Raw genomic sequence first — 20,240 nt, 5'->3', positions numbered from 1 at the left:
GATACAAGCTGTTACTGTACGGAGCACAAAGCCCAAGCCGCCTGGATCGGATCTCTGACTCGATGCGTCCCCTCCTTCTGTTCTTCATCAGTCTGGCCTTGAGCTTTCCCGCAAGCGCAACGATCACTGAAAGTCATGGTTATGCGCAGTTTGGCACGCTCAAGTACCCGGCCAAGTTCACCCACTTCGACTGGGTCAATCCCGTGGCGCCCAAAGGCGGCACCTTGCGGGTCATGGCCTTTGGCACGTTCGACACCCTCAACCCCTATACCTTCAAGGGTATCAGCCCGGTAGCCACGCCGAACTTCCTGCAATACGGCGTCAACGAGCTCAATGAGCCGTTGATGGTCGGCACCGGCCTCTACGCGCCCTCCGGCGATGAACCCACCTCCAGCTATGGCCTGATCGCCCGCTCCGTTGAGTACAGCGAGGACCGCAGCTGGGTGGTGTTCAACCTGCGCCCCGAGGCGCGCTTTCACGATGGCCAGCCGATCACCGCCTACGACGTGGCGTTTTCCTATCGCCTGCTGCTCAAGGACGGCCACCCGCAATACCGCACCAACCTGCAGGAAGTGCAGCGGGTGGACATCCTCGGCCCGCAGCGCATCCGCTTCGTGTTCAAGCGCGCCGGCAACCCCCTGCTGATCCTGCGCCTGGGAGAGTTGCCGGTCCTGCCCCAGCACTACTGGAAAGACCGCGACTTCAAGGCCACCACCTTCACCCCGCCCCTGGGCAGCGGCCCCTATCGCATCACCCAGGTCCAGCCCGGACGCCAACTGGTGTTCGAACGGGTCAAGGACTACTGGGGCAAGGACTTGCCGGTCAACCGCGGCTTCAACAACTTCGACCGGGTCGAGGTGGAGTTCTACCGCGACAGCGATGTGGCTTTCGAAGCCTTCAAGGCCGGTGAGTTCGACATCTACATCGAGCACCAGGCCAAGAACTGGGCCAATGGCTACAACTTCCCGGCGGTCACGCGCGGCGAGGTGATCAAGGCCCAGGTGGCGCACCAGATTCCGACCCAGACCCAGGGCCTGTTCATGAATACCCGGCGCAGCCTCTTCGCCGACGTTCGCGTGCGTGAGGCCCTGGGCCTGATGTTCGACTTCGAATGGACCAACCGCACCCTGTTCAGCGGCGCCTACCAGCGCACCCTGAGCTACTACCCCAACAGCGAGTTCTCCGCCACGGGCCTGCCGGTGGGCCATGAGTGGCTGCTGCTCTCGCCCTACCGCGAACAACTGCCCCCCAACCTCTTCACCCAGGCCTTCAGCCTGCCGCGCACCGAAGGCCGGGGCATCCCCCGCCAGACCCTGCGTCGCGCCCTGGCGCTGCTGGCCGAAGCCGGCTGGAAGCTCAATGGCCAGCGCCTGCAGAACAGCGCCGGACAGCCACTGCGCCTGGAACTGATGCTGGTCAACCCCAACCTGGAGCGCATTCTCCAACCTTATGTGGAGAACCTGGCCAGCATCGGCATCGACGCCCGCCTGCGCACCGTGGACCGAGCGCAGTACAAGCAACGCCTGGATCAGTTCGACTACGACATGATTCTCATGACTCTCAACCAGACCCTGAGCCCGGGCCTGGAGCAATGGCAGTACTTCCACTCCAGCCAGGTCTCGGTCAAGGGCAGCAAGAACTACGCAGGCATCAACAATCCGATTGTCGATCACCTGCTGGAACAACTGCTGGCCGCCCAGAGCCGGGACGAGCAACTGGCCGCCGGCCGCGCCCTGGACCGGGTACTGCTGTGGCAGCACTACATGATTCCCAACTGGTACCTCAACCATCACCGTCTGGCCTACCGTAACCGGTTCGCCTTCGTCACCACGCCGCCCTACAACCTGGGCTTGAATGCCTGGTGGCTGAAGTCCCTGGAGAACACCCAATGATGCCTCTGCGTGCCCTGCTCCTGCGCACCAGCGGCCTGTTGTTCGGCGTCATCGCCTGCTGTGCCCAGGCTGCGCCGCAACATGCCCTGACCCTGTACAACGAAGCGCCGAAATACCCGGCGAACTTCCAGCACTTCGACTTCGTCGACCCCCAGGCCCCCAAGGGCGGCACCTTCCGCATGGCCGGCTTCGGCAGCTTCGACAGCCTCAATCCGTTCATCAGCAAAGGCGTGCCCGAGCTCAACATCGGTCTGATCTACGACACCCTGATGACCCAGAGCCTGGACGAACCCTTCACCGAGTACGGCCTGGTGGCGGGCAAGATCGAGAAAGCCCCGGACAACAGCTGGGTGCGTTTCTACCTGCGCCCGGAGGCTCGCTTCAACGACGGCCAGCCGATTCGCGCCGAGGACGTGGTGTTCAGCTTCCAGACCCTGATGAGCGCCGGTTCGCCGCTGTACCGTGGCTACTACGCCGACGTTGATCAGGTGATCGCCGAAGACCCGCTGCGGGTGCTGTTCAAGTTCAAGCACAGCAACAACCGCGAGCTGCCGTTGATCCTCGGCCAACTGACGGTCCTGCCCAAGCACTGGTGGGAACATCGGGACTTTGCCAAGAGCAACCTGGAAGTGCCCCTGGGCAGCGGCCCCTACCGGGTGACCGAGGTCAAGGCCGGACGCTCGATCCGCTACGAGCGGGTCAAGGACTACTGGGCCAGGGACCTGCCGGTCAACCGCGGCTTCTACAACTTCGACGTGATGACCAGCGATTACTACCGTGACAACACCGTGGCGCTGGAGGCCCTCAAGGCCGGCCAGTTCGACTATTGGCTGGAGATGAGCGCGAAGAACTGGGCCAACGCCTACAACACCCCGGCCGTGGCCCAGGGACGCTTGATCAAGGAACAGATCGCCAACGGCAACCCCACCGGCATGCAGGGTTTTGTCTTCAACACCCGCCGGCCGATATTCCAGGACGTGCGGGTGCGTCATGCCCTGAGCCTGCTGTTGGACTTCGAATGGAGCAACAAGCAGCTGTTCAATGGCGCCTACACCCGCACCCGCAGCTACTTCGAGAACTCGGAGATGGCCGCCACCGGCCTGCCGGGCCCCGACGAGCTGGCCATCCTCGAACCCTTGCGCGACAAGATTCCCGAGCAGGTGTTCGACGAGGCCTTCGCGCCGTCCCAGTGCGACGGCAGCGGCATGATCCGCGCCCAGCAACGCCGGGCCTACCAACTGCTGCAGGAAGCCGGCTGGCGCATCGTCGACGACAAGATGGTCGACGCCCAGGGCAAGCCGCTGGTGATCGAATTCCTCCTGGCCCAGACCGAGTTCGAACGGGTGCTGCTGCCGTTCAAGCGCAACCTGGCCGACCTGGGGATCGAGCTGGTGATCCGCCGGGTCGACGTGTCCCAGTACATCACCCGGGTGCGTTCCCGGGACTTCGACATGATCGTCGGCAGCTTCCCCCAGTCCAACTCCCCGGGTAACGAGCAACGCGAGTTCTGGATGTCTTCCAGCGCCGACAAGCCCGGCAGCCGCAACTACATCGGCCTCAAGGACCCGGCCATCGACAGCCTGGTGGAAAGCCTGATCAACGCCGACTCGCGCAACAGCCTGGTGGCCCATGCCAAGGCCCTGGACCGGGTCCTGCAATGGGGCTACTACGTGATCCCCAACTGGCACATCAAGACCTGGCGCGTGGCCTACTGGGACCACATCGGCCACCCGAAAGTCGCGCCCAAGTACGACATCGGCATCAACACCTGGTGGATCAAACCCGATGCCAAGCCCGCCGTAGAACCGGCCCCGGACCAGGCGGCCGCGGCCGACAGGGTGCAATGACATGCTGGCCTATATCGTTCGCCGACTGCTGCTGATCATCCCCACCCTGCTGGGCATCCTGCTGATCAACTTCGTGATCATCCAGGCCGCGCCCGGTGGCCCGGTGGAGCAGATGATCGCCAAGCTCGAAGGTTTCGACGGCGCCACCAGCCGCATCGCCGGCGGCGGTGCCGAAGTCTCGGTGGCAGGCAGCAGCTACCGCGGCGCCCAGGGCCTGGACCCGGCCCTGATCAAGGAAATCGAGCACATGTACGGCTTCGACAAATCGGCGCCGGAACGCTTGTGGATCATGATCAAGAACTACGCCACCCTGGATTTCGGCAACAGCTTCTTCCGTGACGCCAAGGTGGTGGACCTGATCAAGGAAAAGATGCCGGTGTCCATTTCCCTGGGGCTGTGGAGCACCCTGATCATGTACCTGGTGTCGATCCCCCTGGGGATCGCCAAGGCCACCCGCCACGGCAGCCACTTCGACGTCTGGACCAGCTCGGCGATCATCGTCGGCTATGCAATCCCGGCCTTCCTGTTCGCCATCCTGCTGATCGTGGTGTTCGCCGGCGGCAGCTATTTCAACTGGTTCCCCCTGCGCGGCCTGACCTCCAACGACTTCGACCAGTTGAGCTGGGGCCGCAAGATCCTCGACTACTTCTGGCACCTGGCGCTGCCGGTCACCGCCCTGGTGATTGGCCACTTCGCCACCATGACCCTGCTGACCAAGAACAGCTTCCTCGACGAGATCAACAAGCAATACGTGATCACCGCCAAGGCCAAGGGCCTGACCCAGCGTCGCGTGCTCTACGGCCATGTGTTCCGCAACGCCATGCTGCTGGTGATCGCCGGCTTCCCCTCGGCCTTCATCGGCATCTTCTTCACCGGGTCCCTGTTGGTGGAAGTGATCTTCTCCCTCGACGGCCTGGGCCTGATGAGCTTCGAGGCGGCGATCAACCGCGACTACCCGGTGGTGTTCGGCACCCTATTCATCTTCACCCTGCTGGGATTGGTGGTGAAACTGATCGGCGACCTGACCTACACCCTGGTCGATCCGCGCATCGACTTCGACAGCCGGGAGCATTGAGATGAACCTGTCCCCCCTCAATCGTCGGCGCTTCGAGCGCTTCAAGGCCAATAAACGCGGCTGGTGGTCACTCTGGCTGTTCCTGGTGCTGTTCATCCTCAGCCTGGGCGCCGAACTGATCGCCAACGACAAGCCGTTGGTGGTGCACTACGAAGGCGGCTGGTACTTCCCGGCCCTCAAGCGCTACCCGGAAACCACCTTCGGCGGCGAGTTTCCCCTGGAGGCCAACTACAAGAGCCCCTATATCCGCGAGCTGCTGGCGCAGAAGGATGCCTGGGTGCTCTGGGCGCCGATCCCCTTCAGCTACCAGAGCATCAACTACGACCTGCGGGTGCCGGCGCCGGCGCCGCCCTCGGCGGACAACCTGCTGGGCACCGACGACCAGGGCCGTGATGTGCTGGCCCGGGTCATCTACGGCTTTCGCATCTCGGTGCTGTTCGCCCTGACCCTGACCATCCTCAGCTCGATCATCGGGGTCATCGCCGGCGCCCTGCAGGGCTTCTACGGCGGCTGGGTAGACCTGGCCGGGCAACGTTTCCTGGAGATCTGGTCCGGGCTGCCGGTGCTCTACCTGCTGATCATCCTGGCCAGCTTCGTGCAGCCCAACTTCTGGTGGTTGCTGGGGATCATGCTGCTGTTCTCCTGGATGAGCCTGGTGGACGTGGTGCGCGCCGAGTTCCTGCGCGGGCGCAACCTGGAATACGTGCGCGCGGCCAGGGCCCTGGGCATGCAGAACGGCGCCATCATGTTCCGTCACATCCTGCCCAATGCCATGGTGTCCACCATGACCTTCATGCCCTTCATCCTCACGGGCGCCATCGGCACCCTCACCGCCCTGGACTTCCTCGGCTTCGGCCTGCCCCCCGGCGCGCCGTCCCTGGGCGAGCTGGTGGCCCAGGGCAAATCCAACCTGCAGGCGCCCTGGCTGGGCATGAGCGCGTTTGCCGTGCTGGCCCTGATGCTCAGCCTGCTGGTGTTTATCGGCGAGTCCGCCCGCGATGCCTTCGACCCGAGGAAATGACATGACCCAGGACAATCTGATCGAAGTCCGCGACCTGGCTGTCGAGTTCGTGGCCGGCGAGCATCGCCAGCGGGTGGTGGAAGGCATCAGCTTCGACATCAAGCGCGGCGAAACCCTGGCCCTGGTAGGGGAAAGCGGCTCCGGCAAATCGGTGACCGCCCACTCCATCCTGCGCCTTTTGCCCTACCCCCTGGCCCAGCATCCGTCCGGCAGCATCCACTACTCCGGGCATGACCTGCTGACCCTCAACGAGAAGACCATTCGCCACATTCGCGGCAACCGCATTGCCATGATCTTCCAGGAGCCCATGACTTCGCTGAACCCGCTGCACAGCATCGAGAAGCAGATCAACGAAGTGCTGGGCATCCACAAGGGCCTGACCGGCAAGGTCGCCAGCAAGCGCACTCTGGAACTGCTGGAACTGGTGGGCATCCCCGAACCCCACAAGCGCCTCAAGGCCCTGCCCCATGAGCTGTCCGGCGGCCAGCGGCAACGGGTGATGATCGCCATGGCCCTGGCCAACGAGCCGGAGCTGCTGATTGCCGACGAACCCACCACGGCCCTGGACGTCACCGTGCAGTTGAAGATCCTCGAGCTGCTCAAGGAGTTGCAGGCACGCCTGGGGATGGCGCTGCTGCTGATCAGCCACGACCTGAATCTGGTGCGGCGCATTGCCCACCGGGTCTGCGTGATGCAGAAGGGTTGCATCGTCGAACAGGCGTCCTGTGAGGATCTGTTCCGTGCGCCGCAGCATCCCTACACCCGGGAACTGCTGGCGGCGGAGCCCAGCGGCACCCCGGCGAACAACCCGATCGGCCCGCCGTTGCTGGAAGTGGACAACCTCAAGGTCTGGTTCCCGATCAAGAAAGGCCTGCTGCGCAGCACCGTGGATCACGTCAAGGCCGTGGACGGCATCCACTTCAGCCTGCCCCAGGGCCAGACCCTGGGCATCGTCGGTGAAAGCGGCTCGGGCAAGTCGACCCTGGGCCTGGCGATCCTGCGCCTGATCGCCAGCCAGGGCGGGATTCGGTTCGAGGGACAGCAGCTGGACGCCCTGTCCCAGCAACAGGTACGGCCGCTGCGGCGGGAAATGCAGGTGGTGTTCCAGGACCCCTTTGGCAGCCTCAGCCCGCGCATGAGCGTGAGCCAGATCGTTGGCGAAGGCTTGCGCATCCACAAGATCGGCAGCGAACAGGAGCAGGAACAAGCGATCATCGAAGCGCTCGAGGAGGTGGGCCTGGACCCACAAACCCGGCACCGCTACCCCCATGAGTTTTCCGGTGGCCAACGCCAGCGCATTGCCATCGCCCGGGCCCTGGTGCTCAAGCCGCGGCTGATCCTGTTGGACGAGCCGACCTCGGCCCTGGATCGCACCGTGCAGCGCCAGGTGGTGGAACTGCTGCGCAAGCTGCAGAGCAAGTACAACCTGACCTACCTGTTCATCAGCCATGACCTGGCGGTGGTCAAGGCCCTGAGCCACCAGTTGATGGTGATCAAGCACGGCCAGGTGGTGGAACAGGGCGACGCGCGCAGCATCTTTGCCCTCCCACAACATCCGTACACACGGCAATTGCTGGAAGCCGCCTTCCTGGCTCCGGCAAGCGCCGAATAATCTGCAACAGGAACGGATGCTCGACGTAAAAAATCATATGGAAAATGAAACCGCAAAGATCGCCCGTGGGAACAGTCCAACATGAAGTGGTGCTATCTGTTGCTGTTGATCTTTCTAGCCGGCTGCGACAGCACACAAGATAAAGACCCGAATAAGACTCCGGGCAACCTCGCAAGCCTTCATATCCGTTTAGGCGCACCGGTTGCTCAATTCCTCAAAAACAGCCCGGTGAGCTTTACCGCCGACTGCCTGGATGCGCTCGACATGTGCTGGTATGAAGCGGATCGGCGAGGCGTGCTGCTGAACCTGAGCCTCTCTGAGCCTGAGGGCACTCTTGAGCTGGATCAGGTAGCCGGTTTGAGCATTGCCGTTGATGGCAAGGCATCGAGCAACATCCAGGCATTGAACATCGACCTTCGCGGCCTGCCGGACAACAGCCCCCATCAGCAAAACAAGGACCTGATCTATCGCCTCATCAGGGAGTTGAAGAGCGCTGGATGGCAAAAGTACTACTACCCTTCGGACCCACGAATACCCGGTTCTGAACTGAATAAACTCGACTGGAAAAACAGTCTCTTGGGTACCAACCCGCTCAGCCACCCGCTGTTCGATGCCAACCGTGAAATGAGCCTTGAAGAATGGCTCGGCGTCTCTACGTTTTATGACTGGTATCTCTATCACGGCAACTACATTGCCCATGTCCGAGCCCTGCGCTACGACTCGAAAAGCGCACCCTTGGAAACCGGTGTCTACCTGATCAGCATAAACCTGATGTCACTGGATACGTTCTGGGCCGGCGATTTTGCCGAGGAACAACGAGCACAATGGAAAACACGGCTACCGGCTCAGTTGAAAGCACTGCTGCAACGTCGTTCGCAAGCGGAAACTCGAGCCAGGGCCGCCGGGGTGAACATCGAGGAAGGATATGAGCCACCGCTCATGGAACGCAGCGAGTAGCGGCATGCAATATCCTTTTGTCGCAGCCCCGCTCCAGGGTCCGGGGCTTGTCTGCTGCAAAACTCAATGGGCGCGCTTGCCGGCCTGCTTGTGCAGATACATGGCTTTGTCGGCATCGGCCAAGAGTTCTTCGATACCGGCGTGGCGCTCGGGGTCGTACTCGATCTGCCCCACGCTGAAGCGGATGTCGTAGCCGCGTTTCAGGGTGGCGTTGCGTTCATCGAGGATTTCACCGAGGCGCGCCATGATCGCCGAAGTCTCGACGTGATCGGCAGCGGTCAGCAGGGCCACGAACTCATCGCCGCCCAGGCGGCCGATCACATCGCTCTCGCGAAAGGCAATGCGCAGCACATCGGCAAAGGTCTTCAATGCCCCGTCGCCTTCGGCATGGCCGTAGCTGTCGTTGATCTGCTTGAACTCGTTGAGGTCGAAAAACAGCAGGGTCGCCGGCTTCTCCAGGCGCTTACAGACCCCAAGGGCGTGTCGGGCCAGGGCTTCGAAGCCGCGACGATTGGACAGCAGGGTCATCTCATCCATGCTGGCCATCTGTACCGCAGCCAACTCCTGCTCGGCCATGCGCGCCAGGTCCCGCAGCAGGGTGCGCTCCTCGTCGTCCAGGTCCCGGGGCTTGACGTCGATCAGGCACAGGGTGCCCAACATGCTGCCGTTGGGCACGGTCAATGGGCAACCGGCATAGAAGCGAATCCCCGGCTCGCCGATCACCAGCGGGTTGTCATGGAAACGCTCGTCCAGTTCGGCGTCGCAAACGGTGAGGATCTGGTCGCCGAGAATCGCGTGGCCGCAGAAGGAAATGTCCCGCGGGGTTTGCGTGGCGCTCAATCCCACGCAGGACTTGAACCACTGCCGGTCGGTGTCCACCAGGCTGACCAGGGCGATCGGCACATTGAACAGGCGCTTGGCCAGCCGGGTCAGGCGGTCGAAGCGCTCTTCCGGCGAAGTATCGAGGACATTCAGCTCCCTCAGGGTCTGAACTCGCAGGGCCTCATTGTTGGGTTTGCTTGGGTACAACATCGCTGACTCCATTCGCGGCTAAGACCGCAAGCGTAGTCCAGTTTGACCACTGCCTCCCTTGTAGCGATGTTGCTCGATGTCCCTGATTGATGCCTCTCAAAGCCGTGGCGTCAGCAGAATCCGCGCATATCCGCCAACGAACAGGGCAAACGCCAGCGCCCCCAGCACCGCCGAGAGCCCCAACCCCAAGCTGCTGAACGGCACCAGCAGGACCCGGCACACCGCCGCCAGGAACAACAAGGCAAAAGCCCCGGCCATGGCCCGGGTCACCTGCAGCGGCCGACCGCTGTGGCCAAGGCTGACCCGGGCGATCATCCCCAGCACCAACCCGCCCAGGCCGCCCACCGCCAGAGCATGGGTCACCAGGCTCTGTTGCAGCGGCCAGCCCAGGTGCCACAGGGCCATGCCCAGGGTGGCCAGGGCCAGCCACAGGTACGCCAGGTACAGCGACCAGAGCAACGGCAGACGCCACACGCCCGGCCGGTGCCAGCGCCACAGGCGCCACAGATGCAAGGCCGCCAGCAGGACGAACAACGGGGCCAGCCAGAGCTGCGGCCCGTCACCGCCGCCCAGGGCCATGGACAGGGCCGCCAGTAGGCTACCGACCAGTAACAGTCGGGTCGGCCAGGGCGACCCGGCCGGTGTCGGCGGCAGATTGAGCCCGCGCTGGATAAAGAACGGGATGACCCGGCCACCGATCACCGTCATCAAGGTCGCCACCAGCCACAACGCCCCCAGTTCGCCGCGCCGCTGCCATAGCTCCTGGTGGCCCAGCAGCCCCCACAAGGCCAACCCCTGAAACACCGTCAGCAGCCCCAGGATCAGCACGATGGGGTAGTTGTCACGCTTGCCGGCGCGCCACAGTTCGTGCCCCACCACCCCGGCCAGCGCCGGCATGAACGCCACTTGCAGCACCAGGAACAGTGGCGCCGGTACCGGCAGCCACCAAGCCAGCCGCGCCAGCAGCCAAACCAGCCACAGCAGGATCAACGGCGTGCGACTGAGGCCCGGACGCCCGGTCCAGTTGGCCACCGCCGTCAGCAGGAACCCGGCAATGATGGCCACGGAAAAACCGAACAGCATCTCGTGGCGGTGCCAGGCCAGCATCCCGCCCACCGGCTGGCGCCCGCTCCAGCCACCGTGCAGCCACAGGCCCCAACCCATCAGGGCGATACAAGCGAAGGCGGCCCCCGTCAGGAAAAACGGCCGGAAGCCCAGGCTCCACAACGGCTGTGCGGCCCATTGCCGCCAACGTTCAGGCAAGGACACAGGCAGCCCTCCCCGGGTTCAGGACAGACAGTGGCCAATTGCAGTAGCGGATCATCGTGGGGCTCCTCGGCCAATCAGTGGCGATATAACCCATCCCCATCACGATTCATGCCAGCGCCAGACCTGCCGCAAACTGGGGACCTGGGTCTTGAACAGTCTTTTTGACAACGATCGAAAAAGGTCATTAAGACACCAATCAAGTCAATATGACCGCCAATTCCCAGCTGCGTTTTTCCCGCCGCCAGCGTAGATTGGCATCCCCAGCCCCTCTGCCGCACAAGGATGTCTTCGTTGCCCTCCACCTCTCGCGTTTCGCCCGAGAAAAGCCTGTCGCGCCTGTTGCTGGAGTTGCTCTGGCAGTTGTGCGCCCTGCTGGTACCGATTTTCTTCGTCACCTTGCTGCCCCCGCCCCAGGCCCTGGCCGTGGTGCTCGGTTGTGCCGCGTGCATGGCCCTGGCGGCGCGCCTGGGTTGGCTCAGAACCGCTCGCGCCATGGCCCGACTGATGATCAGTGCGGCGTTTGGCCTGGGTTTCAGCCTGGGCCGGGCCCTGCCGGCGTACTGGGACATCGCGGCAGCCTTCGCCAGCATCTTTGCCGGGCTGGCAGCGGTCAGCCATCTGGAACGCCGCCTGGGCCTGGTGCAGCCTCCTGCCACTGCCGTCAGCGCCTGGGGTGGCGGCGAACCGCAACAAACCCCGGAAGGCCTGCCGATCCGGGTGTTCAACCACGGCGAGATCGCCATGGGCGGCCCCACCTATTGCGATTATCTGTTCCCGGACGGTGTGCTGTTGCAAGGGCTGGGTTCCTCGGCACGGTTCTCCAGTGACGGGCGCTATTTCGCCGCCCCGCTGCCTTCGCGCCAACAGTGGGGCCTGGCGATCCTCGACCGCTCGTTGCGCCGGCTGTACCGCTGCGACCACGGCGAGTTCTGGGAGCTGGATGCCTTCGCCGAGGACACCCTGAGCGGACGCCACAGCCCCTTGGTGGACAATGGCCCGCGCCACGCCAGCCTGGCTGCCCTGCTCCAGGACGCCGAATCCGTCGAACTGGTGGCCATCGCCGATCTCTGGCTGGAACCCGGCGACTGGATGGCGGCCCTGTCCCGGCAATGCTTCGAGGAATCCTCCCCGGACGCGCGCCACCGACTCCAGGCGCAACTGGCCCTGCCCGCCAGTGTCAGAGACCTGCCCCAGCCCCTGGAACCCCTGCAGGCCGCGCCCTATCGACTGAGCCTCGACGGCCAGCCCAGCGGCCTGTTGATTCGCGCCGATGCTGCGCGCTGCTGGAGCGCCGACGGCCAGTCCCTGGCCTGCATGGCCCGCCAAGAGGATCAGGCGGACGCAGAAGGTTGCTGGCTGTGGCAAGCAGGCCAGGGTTGGCGACTCTTGCCCGCGCCCTGGGTCGCCAGCCCGACGGAGCCGTCCTTCTCTACCGGCCCGTTACTGAGCCTGGACTCACAGCACCTGCGCCATGGCGCCTACCTGGACTGCGCCGAACCGGACCGGGGCCGCTTCGGCTATCGCCTGCACAGCATCCACAGCGACACCGAGACCGGCAGCGGCCACGACCCCCAAGGCCGCCTGCAAGTGGCCGAACTGCCCCTGGCCCGCACCCAGGTGCTGCAACCTCTGGACAGTGCCGGCCTGCGCGGTGACAGCCAGATCGAGTCGGCGCCGATGCTGGGCGGCCAGCGGGCGCTGCTGAGCTGGCTGGCTGACGACGATCAGGGCCTGGGCGCCTACGCCTGCCGGATCGGCGACTGGCAGTTGCCCGGGCGCTGGCTGCTGGATCACCGGGTATCCGATTGCCAGCGCTACCTGGCCTTGCTGCCGTTTGCCGAGGCCCCACAGGTCAGTGGCCGAGCGGTGGTGGCCGACCTGCAGCAGCAACGCCTGCTGCACAGCCCGGCCTTGCTGGCGGCGCGCCTGCTGGATTTTCGCGATGGCCAACTGAGCCTCGCGGTCATCGTCGGACGCCTCGACCAGGGGCTGTCCGGCAGCCCCCTGCAACGCTTCAATCAGAGCGCGCCCGCGCCGGACCACGCTGCGGCGTTTTGTACCGACCGGGACGATTCCCAGCTCTGTTATCAACGCCAGCGCTTTGCGGTCACCGAGCAGCAACTGCTGCCGATCGCCGACTGGCGCTTGGTGGATCGCCCCCAGGCCGCCATCGCCGAGGGCGACTTTATCCAGCCGGCACCCGGAGGCCGGGATGCCGCCTGGCTGTTCGGCAGTGAAACCGAATACGCCGACAGCTGGTTGCGGGAAACCAGCCCGCGACTCGGTGCTCACCTGCTCACCGCCAGCGGCTGCGCCCTGGCGAACCTCGCGCCGTCGATGATCTGGTCCCCCGATGCCCGCTACCTGGCCTTGACCCGGCTGCAGCTCGACGTCGAGGACAGCTACCGCGCCTGGCAGCTGTTGTTGCTGGATGTCGAGGAACGCAGCCTGCGGATCGCGCCCCAGTGGCTGCGTCATCGACCGCTGTTCCAGCACTTCGATGGGCAGGACCTGGAGTTGCGCCTGTTCGAACGGGACTGGGAAGCGGCGGACGACCCCGATCCGGGTCGAGGCCTGAGCCTGGGATTGGCCGAGTTGCTGCGCCTGCCCGCCGCCCCCCTGCAAGAACACCAGGGCCTCTGGCTGTGCGCTGCCGACCAGGCCCAGGCGAGCGCCTGGCAAGCGTTGCCGCGCCCGCATCACCCGGCCTTCAGCAAGTCGCCCCCTTGAAGCTGCGGCTCAGTCCTCGCTGGCCGCCAGGGCACTGCGCGCCCGCTGGCTGACAAAGCCGGGAATCTGCTCCCCGGGCAAGGACTTGCTGAAGTACCAGCCCTGGATGATCAACTCCGAACTGGACTGCAAAAAGTCCAGTTGCTCCCGGGTCTCCACCCCTTCCACCACCACCTTGAGCTTGAGGGTTTCGCAAAAGCGCAGCAGACCGTTGAGCACCTGGGCGCCCTTGGGCTCGCGCTGGGCCAGGACAAAGCTGCGGTCGATCTTGATCCCGTCCACCGGAAACTGATGCAGGTAGCTCAAGGCCGAGAAACCGGTACCGAAGTCGTCGATATAGACACGTGCGCCCAATGCATGCAGCTTGCCGATCCATTGCTGGGTCAGCAGCGCATCCCCCACCAGGGCGTCTTCGGTGATCTCCACCGAAACCTGGCCATGGGCCCGGGCCAGAATCTCCAGCAGGCGCTGGCCATGCTCCGCCGAGGCCAGGGTGGCACTGGAGATATTGATGGTGATGGGCAACTCGAACCCGATCTTGCTCCAGGCCAGGTGTTGGCGCACCGCCTGGGACGCCACCCAGAAATCCACCTCGGGCATCAGCCCCGCCTGCCCCAACCATTGCAGCAGTTCCCAGGGCGACTGCACCTGGCCGTCGCGGTCCCGGGCACGGATCAGGGCCTCGCAGCCGATGCACAGGCCACTGCCCTTGGCCACCTGGGGCTGGTACTCCAGATGGAAGTCGTACTCGCTCAACTGCTGGATACGCGCCAGTTGCAAGGACTGCTGGGCCGCCTGCTTGTAGGCCGCCACCACCGGGTCCAGCTCGAACAGCCGGCCCCGCTCCTCAAGGCCGCGGAAGGTGGTGTCGAAGGTCTTCAGGTACACCTGCTCGTTGCCTTCGCCCTGGCGCTGGATGCTGCGCACATAAGGCATGTAGATCAGCGTACCGGCCCCCAGCAGCACCAGTTGCAAAAGCACCGCAGCCCAATCGCCCTGGGTACTCAGGTAGGCATTGAGCAGCACCGGTGAGGTAAAGGGCACGCTGACCAGGGCCGGGGTCACCCAGCCCAGTTGCACCACCAGCAGCGCCAGGCAGGCATTGACCATGGGCACCAGCATGAACGGCACCAGCAGGCGCGGGTTGAGGATGATCGGCAGGCCGAACAGCAGCAGTTCGTTGACGTTGAACAGCGACAGCGCCAGGCTCGCCAGCGCCAGCAGGCGCATGGAACGGTTCCTGGAAAAACCGAGGATCGCCAGCACCAGGGCCAGGGAGCCACCGGAACCGCCAATAAAGGCGAAGCAGCCCAGCAAGCCCGTGTTGAGGGCATAGCGCAGGGGTTGCCCGGCGGCGTGATCGGCTGCATTCAGGGCCACCGCCTGATCCATTACCTCCATCAACGGCTGCATGGCGTAGGTGCCGTGAATGCCGAAGAACCACAGCAGGGAGTTGGTCGAGGTCAGGAGGATCGCGTTGAGGTAGGGATGGTCCAGGCTGTCGATGTCGATCGGGCCCTGCACGTAGGCAAAGTCGTGGACCTGCAACAACGACTGCAGCACCGCCACCAGCACCAAAGAAGTCAGCACCCCCGGCAGCACCATATTGATGGTGCCCTTGAGGTTGTGCCCCACCAGCCCCTCGTCCACCAGCCGGGTCCAGCGTCGGCGATGCAGCCAGGCCATGGTCGGCACATTGACCAGAGGCGAGGCAATGGCGATGAACAGCACGAATGTCGCCGACGCCAGCGGATAGTCCCGCAGCAGGTAGATGGCGATCACCACATGGGACAGGCAGAGAAAGGCCACCGGCAGCTGGGGCAAACGGTACTGGATCGCCAGCATGTAGCCGATGGACGCCGCCACCAGCAAGGGAATGATCGAACTGATGCGGTTGTGCAGCCCGGCCAGCAGGTCCACCAGAGCACTGGGAGCACCCAGGGCCTGGGCGCATTGAGCCAATATCAGGAAGACCGCCGAAACCAGCAGACAGGGCAACAGCCAGAGCAGGCCTTCTCGTATCGAACGCAAGGACTCGGCGCCCGCCAGGAGCGCCAGGCGGTGGGTGAAAAACAGCTTGAACCCCGGTTGCCGCATCAGCCTCTCCCCTCTGCCACTGCATGCCCGCCACCCCGCAGACGGCCCCTGTCACAACCTGGCAAGCGGGTTGCGGCGCCCAGCCATGACAATGGGATGCAGGCGAAGATACCACTGAAGAAACCCCTGTCAGCAAGCATTGAATACAGGGGTCCTGAGTGCTTTATCGCCTCCACGGCGCCAGACTTGATGCCTTTTTCCAGGGTTCGGGCCCCAGCGGCAAGCACACAAGGGCGAATCGATATCATTTGCAGGGCATTCGGGCTTTTGCTTTAATCGCGATCAATTCCCATTTACAACCCAGCCTGCCACCGGACCACACCCTTGCCCTCGACGCCGCCCGCCAGCCCCGCTTTGGTCCATCACCTGTATGACGCCCATCACCGCTGGCTCTACGAGTTGCTGCGGCGACGCCTGAACCATGCCTGGGACGCCGCCGACCTGGCCCACGAGATCTTCGTCCGTGTGCTCAAGCGCCCGCCCCAACTCGATGGCGAGGTCCAGCAACGTTCCTACCTGGCCACCATTGCCCGAGGCCTGTGCATCGATCACTGGCGCCGCCGGCAACTGGAACAGGCCTGGCTCCAGGCCCTGGCGGCGCGGCCCCAGGCGCTGCAACCATCCCCGGAGCAACGGGCAATCATCGTCGAGACCCTGCACGAAGTGGACGCCATGCTCGGCCGCCTGCCCCAGCGGGTGCGCGAGGCCTTTATCCTGGCGCAACTGCACGACCGCCCCTACAGAGAGATTGCCGTTGAGCTGGGCGTCTCCGAGCGCATGGTGAAGAAGTACCTGGCCCAGGCCCTGGTGCATTGCGCACTGCTGGAGGCCGAACTCGACGGCCTGCTGGTGGAGTAGAACGGCATGAGCGAACACACCGGCAACCGGTTGAGCCACGCCAGCCTGCAACAGGCCGCCCATTGGTACGTGCAACTGCAGGACGAAGCCGTCAGCGACGAGCAGCGTCGTCATTGGCAGGCCTGGTTCGAGCAAACCGCGGAACACCGCCAGGCCTGGGGCTATGTGCAGCGGGTCAGCCAGCGCCTGCTGCCGTTGCAGGACGCCGCAGCCCAGCAAGCCGCTGGCCAGGCCTTGCGTGGTGGCCGGCGCCCGGCGCTGGCGCGACGCCAGGTGCTCGGCGGCCTGTTGTTGATCGGCCTGGGCTGGGGCACCTGGCGTGGCACGCCGCTGCCCCAGGCACTGGGCCGCTGGCGAGCAGACTACGCCACCGGCACCGGGGAAGTTCGCGATGCCCGCCTCAGCGATGGCACTCACCTCTGGCTCAATGCCCTGAGTGCGCTGGATGTGCGCTACAGCGCTCTGGAGCGCCTGTTGCTGCTGCACCAGGGAGAAGTCCTCATCGATACGGCCAAGGACCCGCAGCGGCCCTTCATGGTGGACACCGAGCACGGACGGCTGCAGGCCCTGGGCACTCGCTTCAGCGTGCGCCGGGACGCGCAACGCACCCTGCTCAATGTCTACGCCGGGGCAGTGCAAGTACGCAACGCCGAAGGGGGCCAGGTGCAGGTGGTCAACGCCGGCCAGCAACTGGCTTTCGACGCCCATGCACTGGGCCCGCTGCTGGGCGCCAGCGCGGCCCGCGAGGCCTGGAGCCGCGGTCTGCTGCTGGCCGACAACCTGCCGCTGGAGCACCTGCTCGATGAGTTGGGACGCTATCGCCCGGGGCACCTGGGTTGTGACCCGGCCATTGGCCGCTTGCCGGTGATGGGGGCCTTTCCCCTGCACGACTCGGACCAGGCCCTGGCGCTGCTGGAGGCCGCCCTGCCGGTGCGCGTCAAACGTCTTGCCTCCTGGTGGGTGACCCTTGAACCGCGCGCCTGAACCCTCGGGAAAAAAAATTTCAGATCCCGGTTCCCTTTTGTCTTTCTGGTTCGGTTAACCCGGCAACAGCTCTCACATTGCCGATCCACAAGGGAACCTCATGCCAACACCCAGCCGTCCCCGCCTGCGCCTGCCCCTGCGTCCCCTGACCCTGTGCAGCGCCCTTCTGTGCCTGCCCGCACCCTGGGCCCAGGCCGCCGAAAATCCCGCCAGCCACCAGGCGGACAGCCAGCGCCAGACCTACAACATCGGCCCCGGCCCGCTGGTGACCGTGCTCAATCGCTTCGCCGAACAGAGCGCGGTCTTTGTCGCCGGCCACAATGACCTCGCCGCCGGCAAGCAGAGTCCCGGTCTGCGGGGCCGCTACAGCATCGAGCAAGCCCTGCAACAGCTGCTGCAAGGCAGCGGCCTGCAAGCCCAGGCAGTCAGCGGCGGCTATGTGCTGCAAGCTCTCCCGGCCCACAGCGGCCCGCTGCAACTGGGCACCACCCAGGTCTCGGCCCAGGGCCTGGGCGCCGTCACCGAGGACAGCCACAGCTACACCACCGGCGCCAGCGCCTCGGCCACCGGCCTCAACCTGTCACTGCGGGAAACCCCGCAATCGGTAACCGTGATCACCCGCCAGCAGATGGACGACCAGGGCACCAGCAGCATTGCCGATACCCTGCGCCGGGCCCCCGGGGTCAGCGTGCAGAACTACGACAGCGAGCGTTGGGAGTTCTCCAGCCGCGGCATGCCCATCACCAACTTCCAGTACGACGGCGTCAACGCCACCTACGACGGGGTCTACGACTACGGCACTACCAGCACCGACATGGCGACCTTCGACCGGGTGGAGATCATCAAGGGCGCCACCGGCCTGATGACCGGCTCCGGCGACCCTTCGGCCACCGTCAACCTGATCCGCAAACGCCCGACGAAAGAGTTCAAGGCCTCGGTCACCGGCACCGTCGGCTCCTGGGACAATTACCGCAGCGAAGGCGATATCTCAGGGCCCCTGACCGAAAGCGGCAACCTGCGCGGGCGCTTTGTCGGGGTCTATCAGGATCGCAGCTCGTACCTGGACCACTACCAGAACACCAAGGACATCGCCTACGGCATTCTCGAAGCCGACCTGACCCCGGACACCCTGCTGACCTTCGGCCTCGACCAGCAGAACACCCGTTCCCGGGGCGCCACCTGGACCGGCTTCCCGATGTACTTCAGCGACGGCTCGCGCACCCGCTTCTCGCGCTCGTTCAACCCGGCCACCGACTGGAGCCGCCGCGACTTCAACAATCAGACCCTGTTCACTTCCCTGGAACAGCAACTGGCCCATGACTGGACACTGAAGGTCAGCTACGACCGCCTGCGCCGCCAGCACGACACCCTGTTGGGCTCTGCCAGCGGCGGCAATCCGAACCCGACCACCGGCGACGGCATGTTCATGTACATGGGCAAGTTCAAGGGCGAGCAGATTCAGGACAACCTGGACATCAACCTGCATGGGCCCTTCAGCCTGTTCGGCCGCGAGCACGAGCTGATCGCCGGCTTCATGCTGATGAACGCCAAGCAGGACATCCCGGTCCACGGCTCGGTGTACCCGCCGGTGGGCGGCAGCATTTACCAGTGGCGCGGCGAGTTCGCCAAGCCGGACATCCCGAAGATCGGCGACAACGACATCCTCCAGCGCCAGACCGGCGCCTACCTGGCCACCCGACTCAAGCCTACCGACGACCTGGCGGTGATCCTCGGTACTCGGGTCAGCGACTTCAAGGGCATCGACAACACCCACTACATCGATCCAACCAGGGCCGACGTACGCCTGCGCTATCAGCAGACAGGTGTGGTCACCCCCTATGCCGGGCTGATCTATGACCTGAATGACACCTACTCGGTCTACACCAGCTACACCAACATCTACCAGCCGCAGATGAGCAAGGACGTCAACGGCAAGTTGCTCGACCCGGTGGAAGGCGACAGCTACGAGGCGGGGATCAAGGCCGAGTACCTGGACGGCCGGGTCAATGCCAGCTTCGCGGTGTTTCGCATCGAGCAGGACAACGTCGCGCAACTGGTCAGCGGCTGGGGCACCGAGGGCATCTACAAGCCGATCGAAGGCTCCACCACCAAAGGCTTCGAGGTCGAGGTGGCCGGCGAGCTGCGTGAGGGCTGGAACCTGTCCGCCGGCTACAGCTACAACCACACCCGGGACGCCAACAACGACTATGTCTACGGCTCGGTCCTGCAAACCACCGCGCCACAACAGGTGGCCCGACTGTTCACCACGTATCGCCTGTCCGGAGCCTGGGAACGCCTGACACTGGGGGGCGGGGTCAACTGGCAGAGCGACTTCTTCGGCAAGGTGTTCCAGCCCGATCCCAACGATCCGGTCAATGGCGGACACGATTCACGCATCACCCAGGACAGCTACTACTTGGTGGATGCCATGGCCCGCTACCAGTTCAACTCGCACCTGAGCTCGACCCTGAATGTGAAGAACCTGTTCGACAAGCAGTACTACACGGGCCTGGGCAACTTCGGCACCGGTTTCTACGGTGAACCCCGCAGCCTGCAACTGACCACCCGCTGGGACTTCTGAGGCCGCGCCCGACAGCCGATCTGCGGTGCACCGCCCCTGTGCCGGGTTGACTACGCTTGTTCCAGCGTGATCAACCCGCAGAGGACCGACACCATGCCGCGCATTCAAACCCTCACCCCCTGCCTGTGGTTCAACCACCAGGCGCAGATGATCTGCGCCCCCGACCCAAGCCGCTCGCAACGGATGATGCAGGCCCTGCCGGGGATAAAAAACTGGATATCGACCCACTGCAACGGGCCTTTGACGGCAAGAGCTAATACACTCAGCGCCAGCTCCCGCTGATGG

At 64.4% G+C, this 20,240-nt stretch carries 13 protein-coding genes; 10 read left to right on the top strand and 3 right to left on the bottom strand.

Annotated features, from left to right (window positions below; genetic code table 11):
- Positions 1–62: 62 nt before the first annotated feature.
- The 6 genes from ACSSVC_RS17990 to ACSSVC_RS17965 all read left to right on the top strand — a co-directional run bounded on the left by ACSSVC_RS17990 (position 63) and on the right by ACSSVC_RS17965 (position 8,404).
- The gene (locus ACSSVC_RS17990; RefSeq protein ID WP_346632767.1) at positions 63–1,892 is read left to right on the top strand and encodes an extracellular solute-binding protein; all 1,830 of its coding nucleotides are present in this window, start codon (positions 63–65) and stop codon (positions 1,890–1,892) included.
- Positions 1,889–3,739, top strand: coding sequence for an extracellular solute-binding protein (locus ACSSVC_RS17985; RefSeq protein WP_446439949.1), 1,851 nt, complete (start codon positions 1,889–1,891; stop codon positions 3,737–3,739). Before ACSSVC_RS17990 ends, ACSSVC_RS17985 begins: the two co-directional genes overlap by 4 nt.
- Before the next feature lies 1 nt (position 3,740).
- The gene (locus tag ACSSVC_RS17980; protein WP_025128323.1) at positions 3,741–4,814 is read left to right on the top strand and encodes a microcin C ABC transporter permease YejB; all 1,074 of its coding nucleotides are present in this window, start codon (positions 3,741–3,743) and stop codon (positions 4,812–4,814) included.
- A gap of 1 nt (position 4,815) precedes the next feature.
- Entirely contained in the window at positions 4,816–5,835 is a 1,020-nt protein-coding gene (locus ACSSVC_RS17975) for a microcin C ABC transporter permease (protein ID WP_199009713.1), read from the top strand.
- Between the two features lies 1 nt (position 5,836).
- Positions 5,837–7,447 (top strand): ABC transporter ATP-binding protein, encoded by a 1,611-nt coding sequence (locus ACSSVC_RS17970; RefSeq protein WP_492611112.1) that lies wholly within the window; start codon positions 5,837–5,839, stop codon positions 7,445–7,447.
- 81 nt (positions 7,448–7,528) lie between these two features.
- Positions 7,529–8,404, top strand: a complete 876-nt coding sequence (locus tag ACSSVC_RS17965; protein ID WP_404939691.1) for a PHP domain-containing protein — start codon at positions 7,529–7,531, stop codon at positions 8,402–8,404.
- A 63-nt stretch (positions 8,405–8,467) separates the two neighbouring features.
- Here ACSSVC_RS17965 and ACSSVC_RS17960 read toward each other — a convergent pair whose 3' ends face one another.
- Both ACSSVC_RS17960 and ACSSVC_RS17955 read right to left on the bottom strand, forming a co-directional pair.
- Complete coding sequence (locus tag ACSSVC_RS17960; protein WP_492611111.1) at positions 8,468–9,436, bottom strand: sensor domain-containing diguanylate cyclase; 969 nt, start codon at positions 9,434–9,436, stop codon at positions 8,468–8,470.
- Between the two features lie 96 nt (positions 9,437–9,532).
- Complete coding sequence (locus tag ACSSVC_RS17955; protein WP_404939689.1) at positions 9,533–10,705, bottom strand: NnrS family protein; 1,173 nt, start codon at positions 10,703–10,705, stop codon at positions 9,533–9,535.
- Positions 10,706–10,996: 291 nt separating this feature from the next.
- Here ACSSVC_RS17955 and ACSSVC_RS17950 point away from each other — a divergent pair, with 291 nt between their 5' ends.
- A complete protein-coding gene (locus tag ACSSVC_RS17950; RefSeq protein WP_492611110.1) occupies positions 10,997–13,435 on the top strand; it encodes a hypothetical protein in 2,439 nt (812 codons plus the stop codon).
- 9 nt (positions 13,436–13,444) lie between these two features.
- On the opposite strand, the gene ACSSVC_RS17945 is transcribed toward ACSSVC_RS17950, so the two are convergent.
- Positions 13,445–15,532 (bottom strand): EAL domain-containing protein, encoded by a 2,088-nt coding sequence (locus tag ACSSVC_RS17945; RefSeq protein ID WP_492611109.1) that lies wholly within the window; start codon positions 15,530–15,532, stop codon positions 13,445–13,447.
- Positions 15,533–15,856: 324 nt separating this feature from the next.
- Here ACSSVC_RS17945 and ACSSVC_RS17940 point away from each other — a divergent pair, with 324 nt between their 5' ends.
- From ACSSVC_RS17940 to ACSSVC_RS17930, 3 genes are all read left to right on the top strand, one after another.
- Entirely contained in the window at positions 15,857–16,390 is a 534-nt protein-coding gene (locus ACSSVC_RS17940) for a sigma-70 family RNA polymerase sigma factor (protein ID WP_346632759.1), read from the top strand.
- 6 nt (positions 16,391–16,396) lie between these two features.
- Positions 16,397–17,374 carry a FecR domain-containing protein gene (locus ACSSVC_RS17935; protein WP_404939683.1) on the top strand — a complete coding sequence of 326 codons (978 nt, stop codon included), beginning with the start codon at positions 16,397–16,399 and terminating at the stop codon, positions 17,372–17,374.
- A gap of 100 nt (positions 17,375–17,474) precedes the next feature.
- Entirely contained in the window at positions 17,475–19,955 is a 2,481-nt protein-coding gene (locus ACSSVC_RS17930; protein ID WP_492611108.1) for a TonB-dependent siderophore receptor, read from the top strand.
- The last annotated feature ends 285 nt before the right edge of the window (positions 19,956–20,240 follow it).

This window comes from Pseudomonas sp. E1BtOHC1 (genome assembly GCF_058744285.1).
This window is presented reverse-complemented; position numbering and strand designations above follow the sequence as displayed.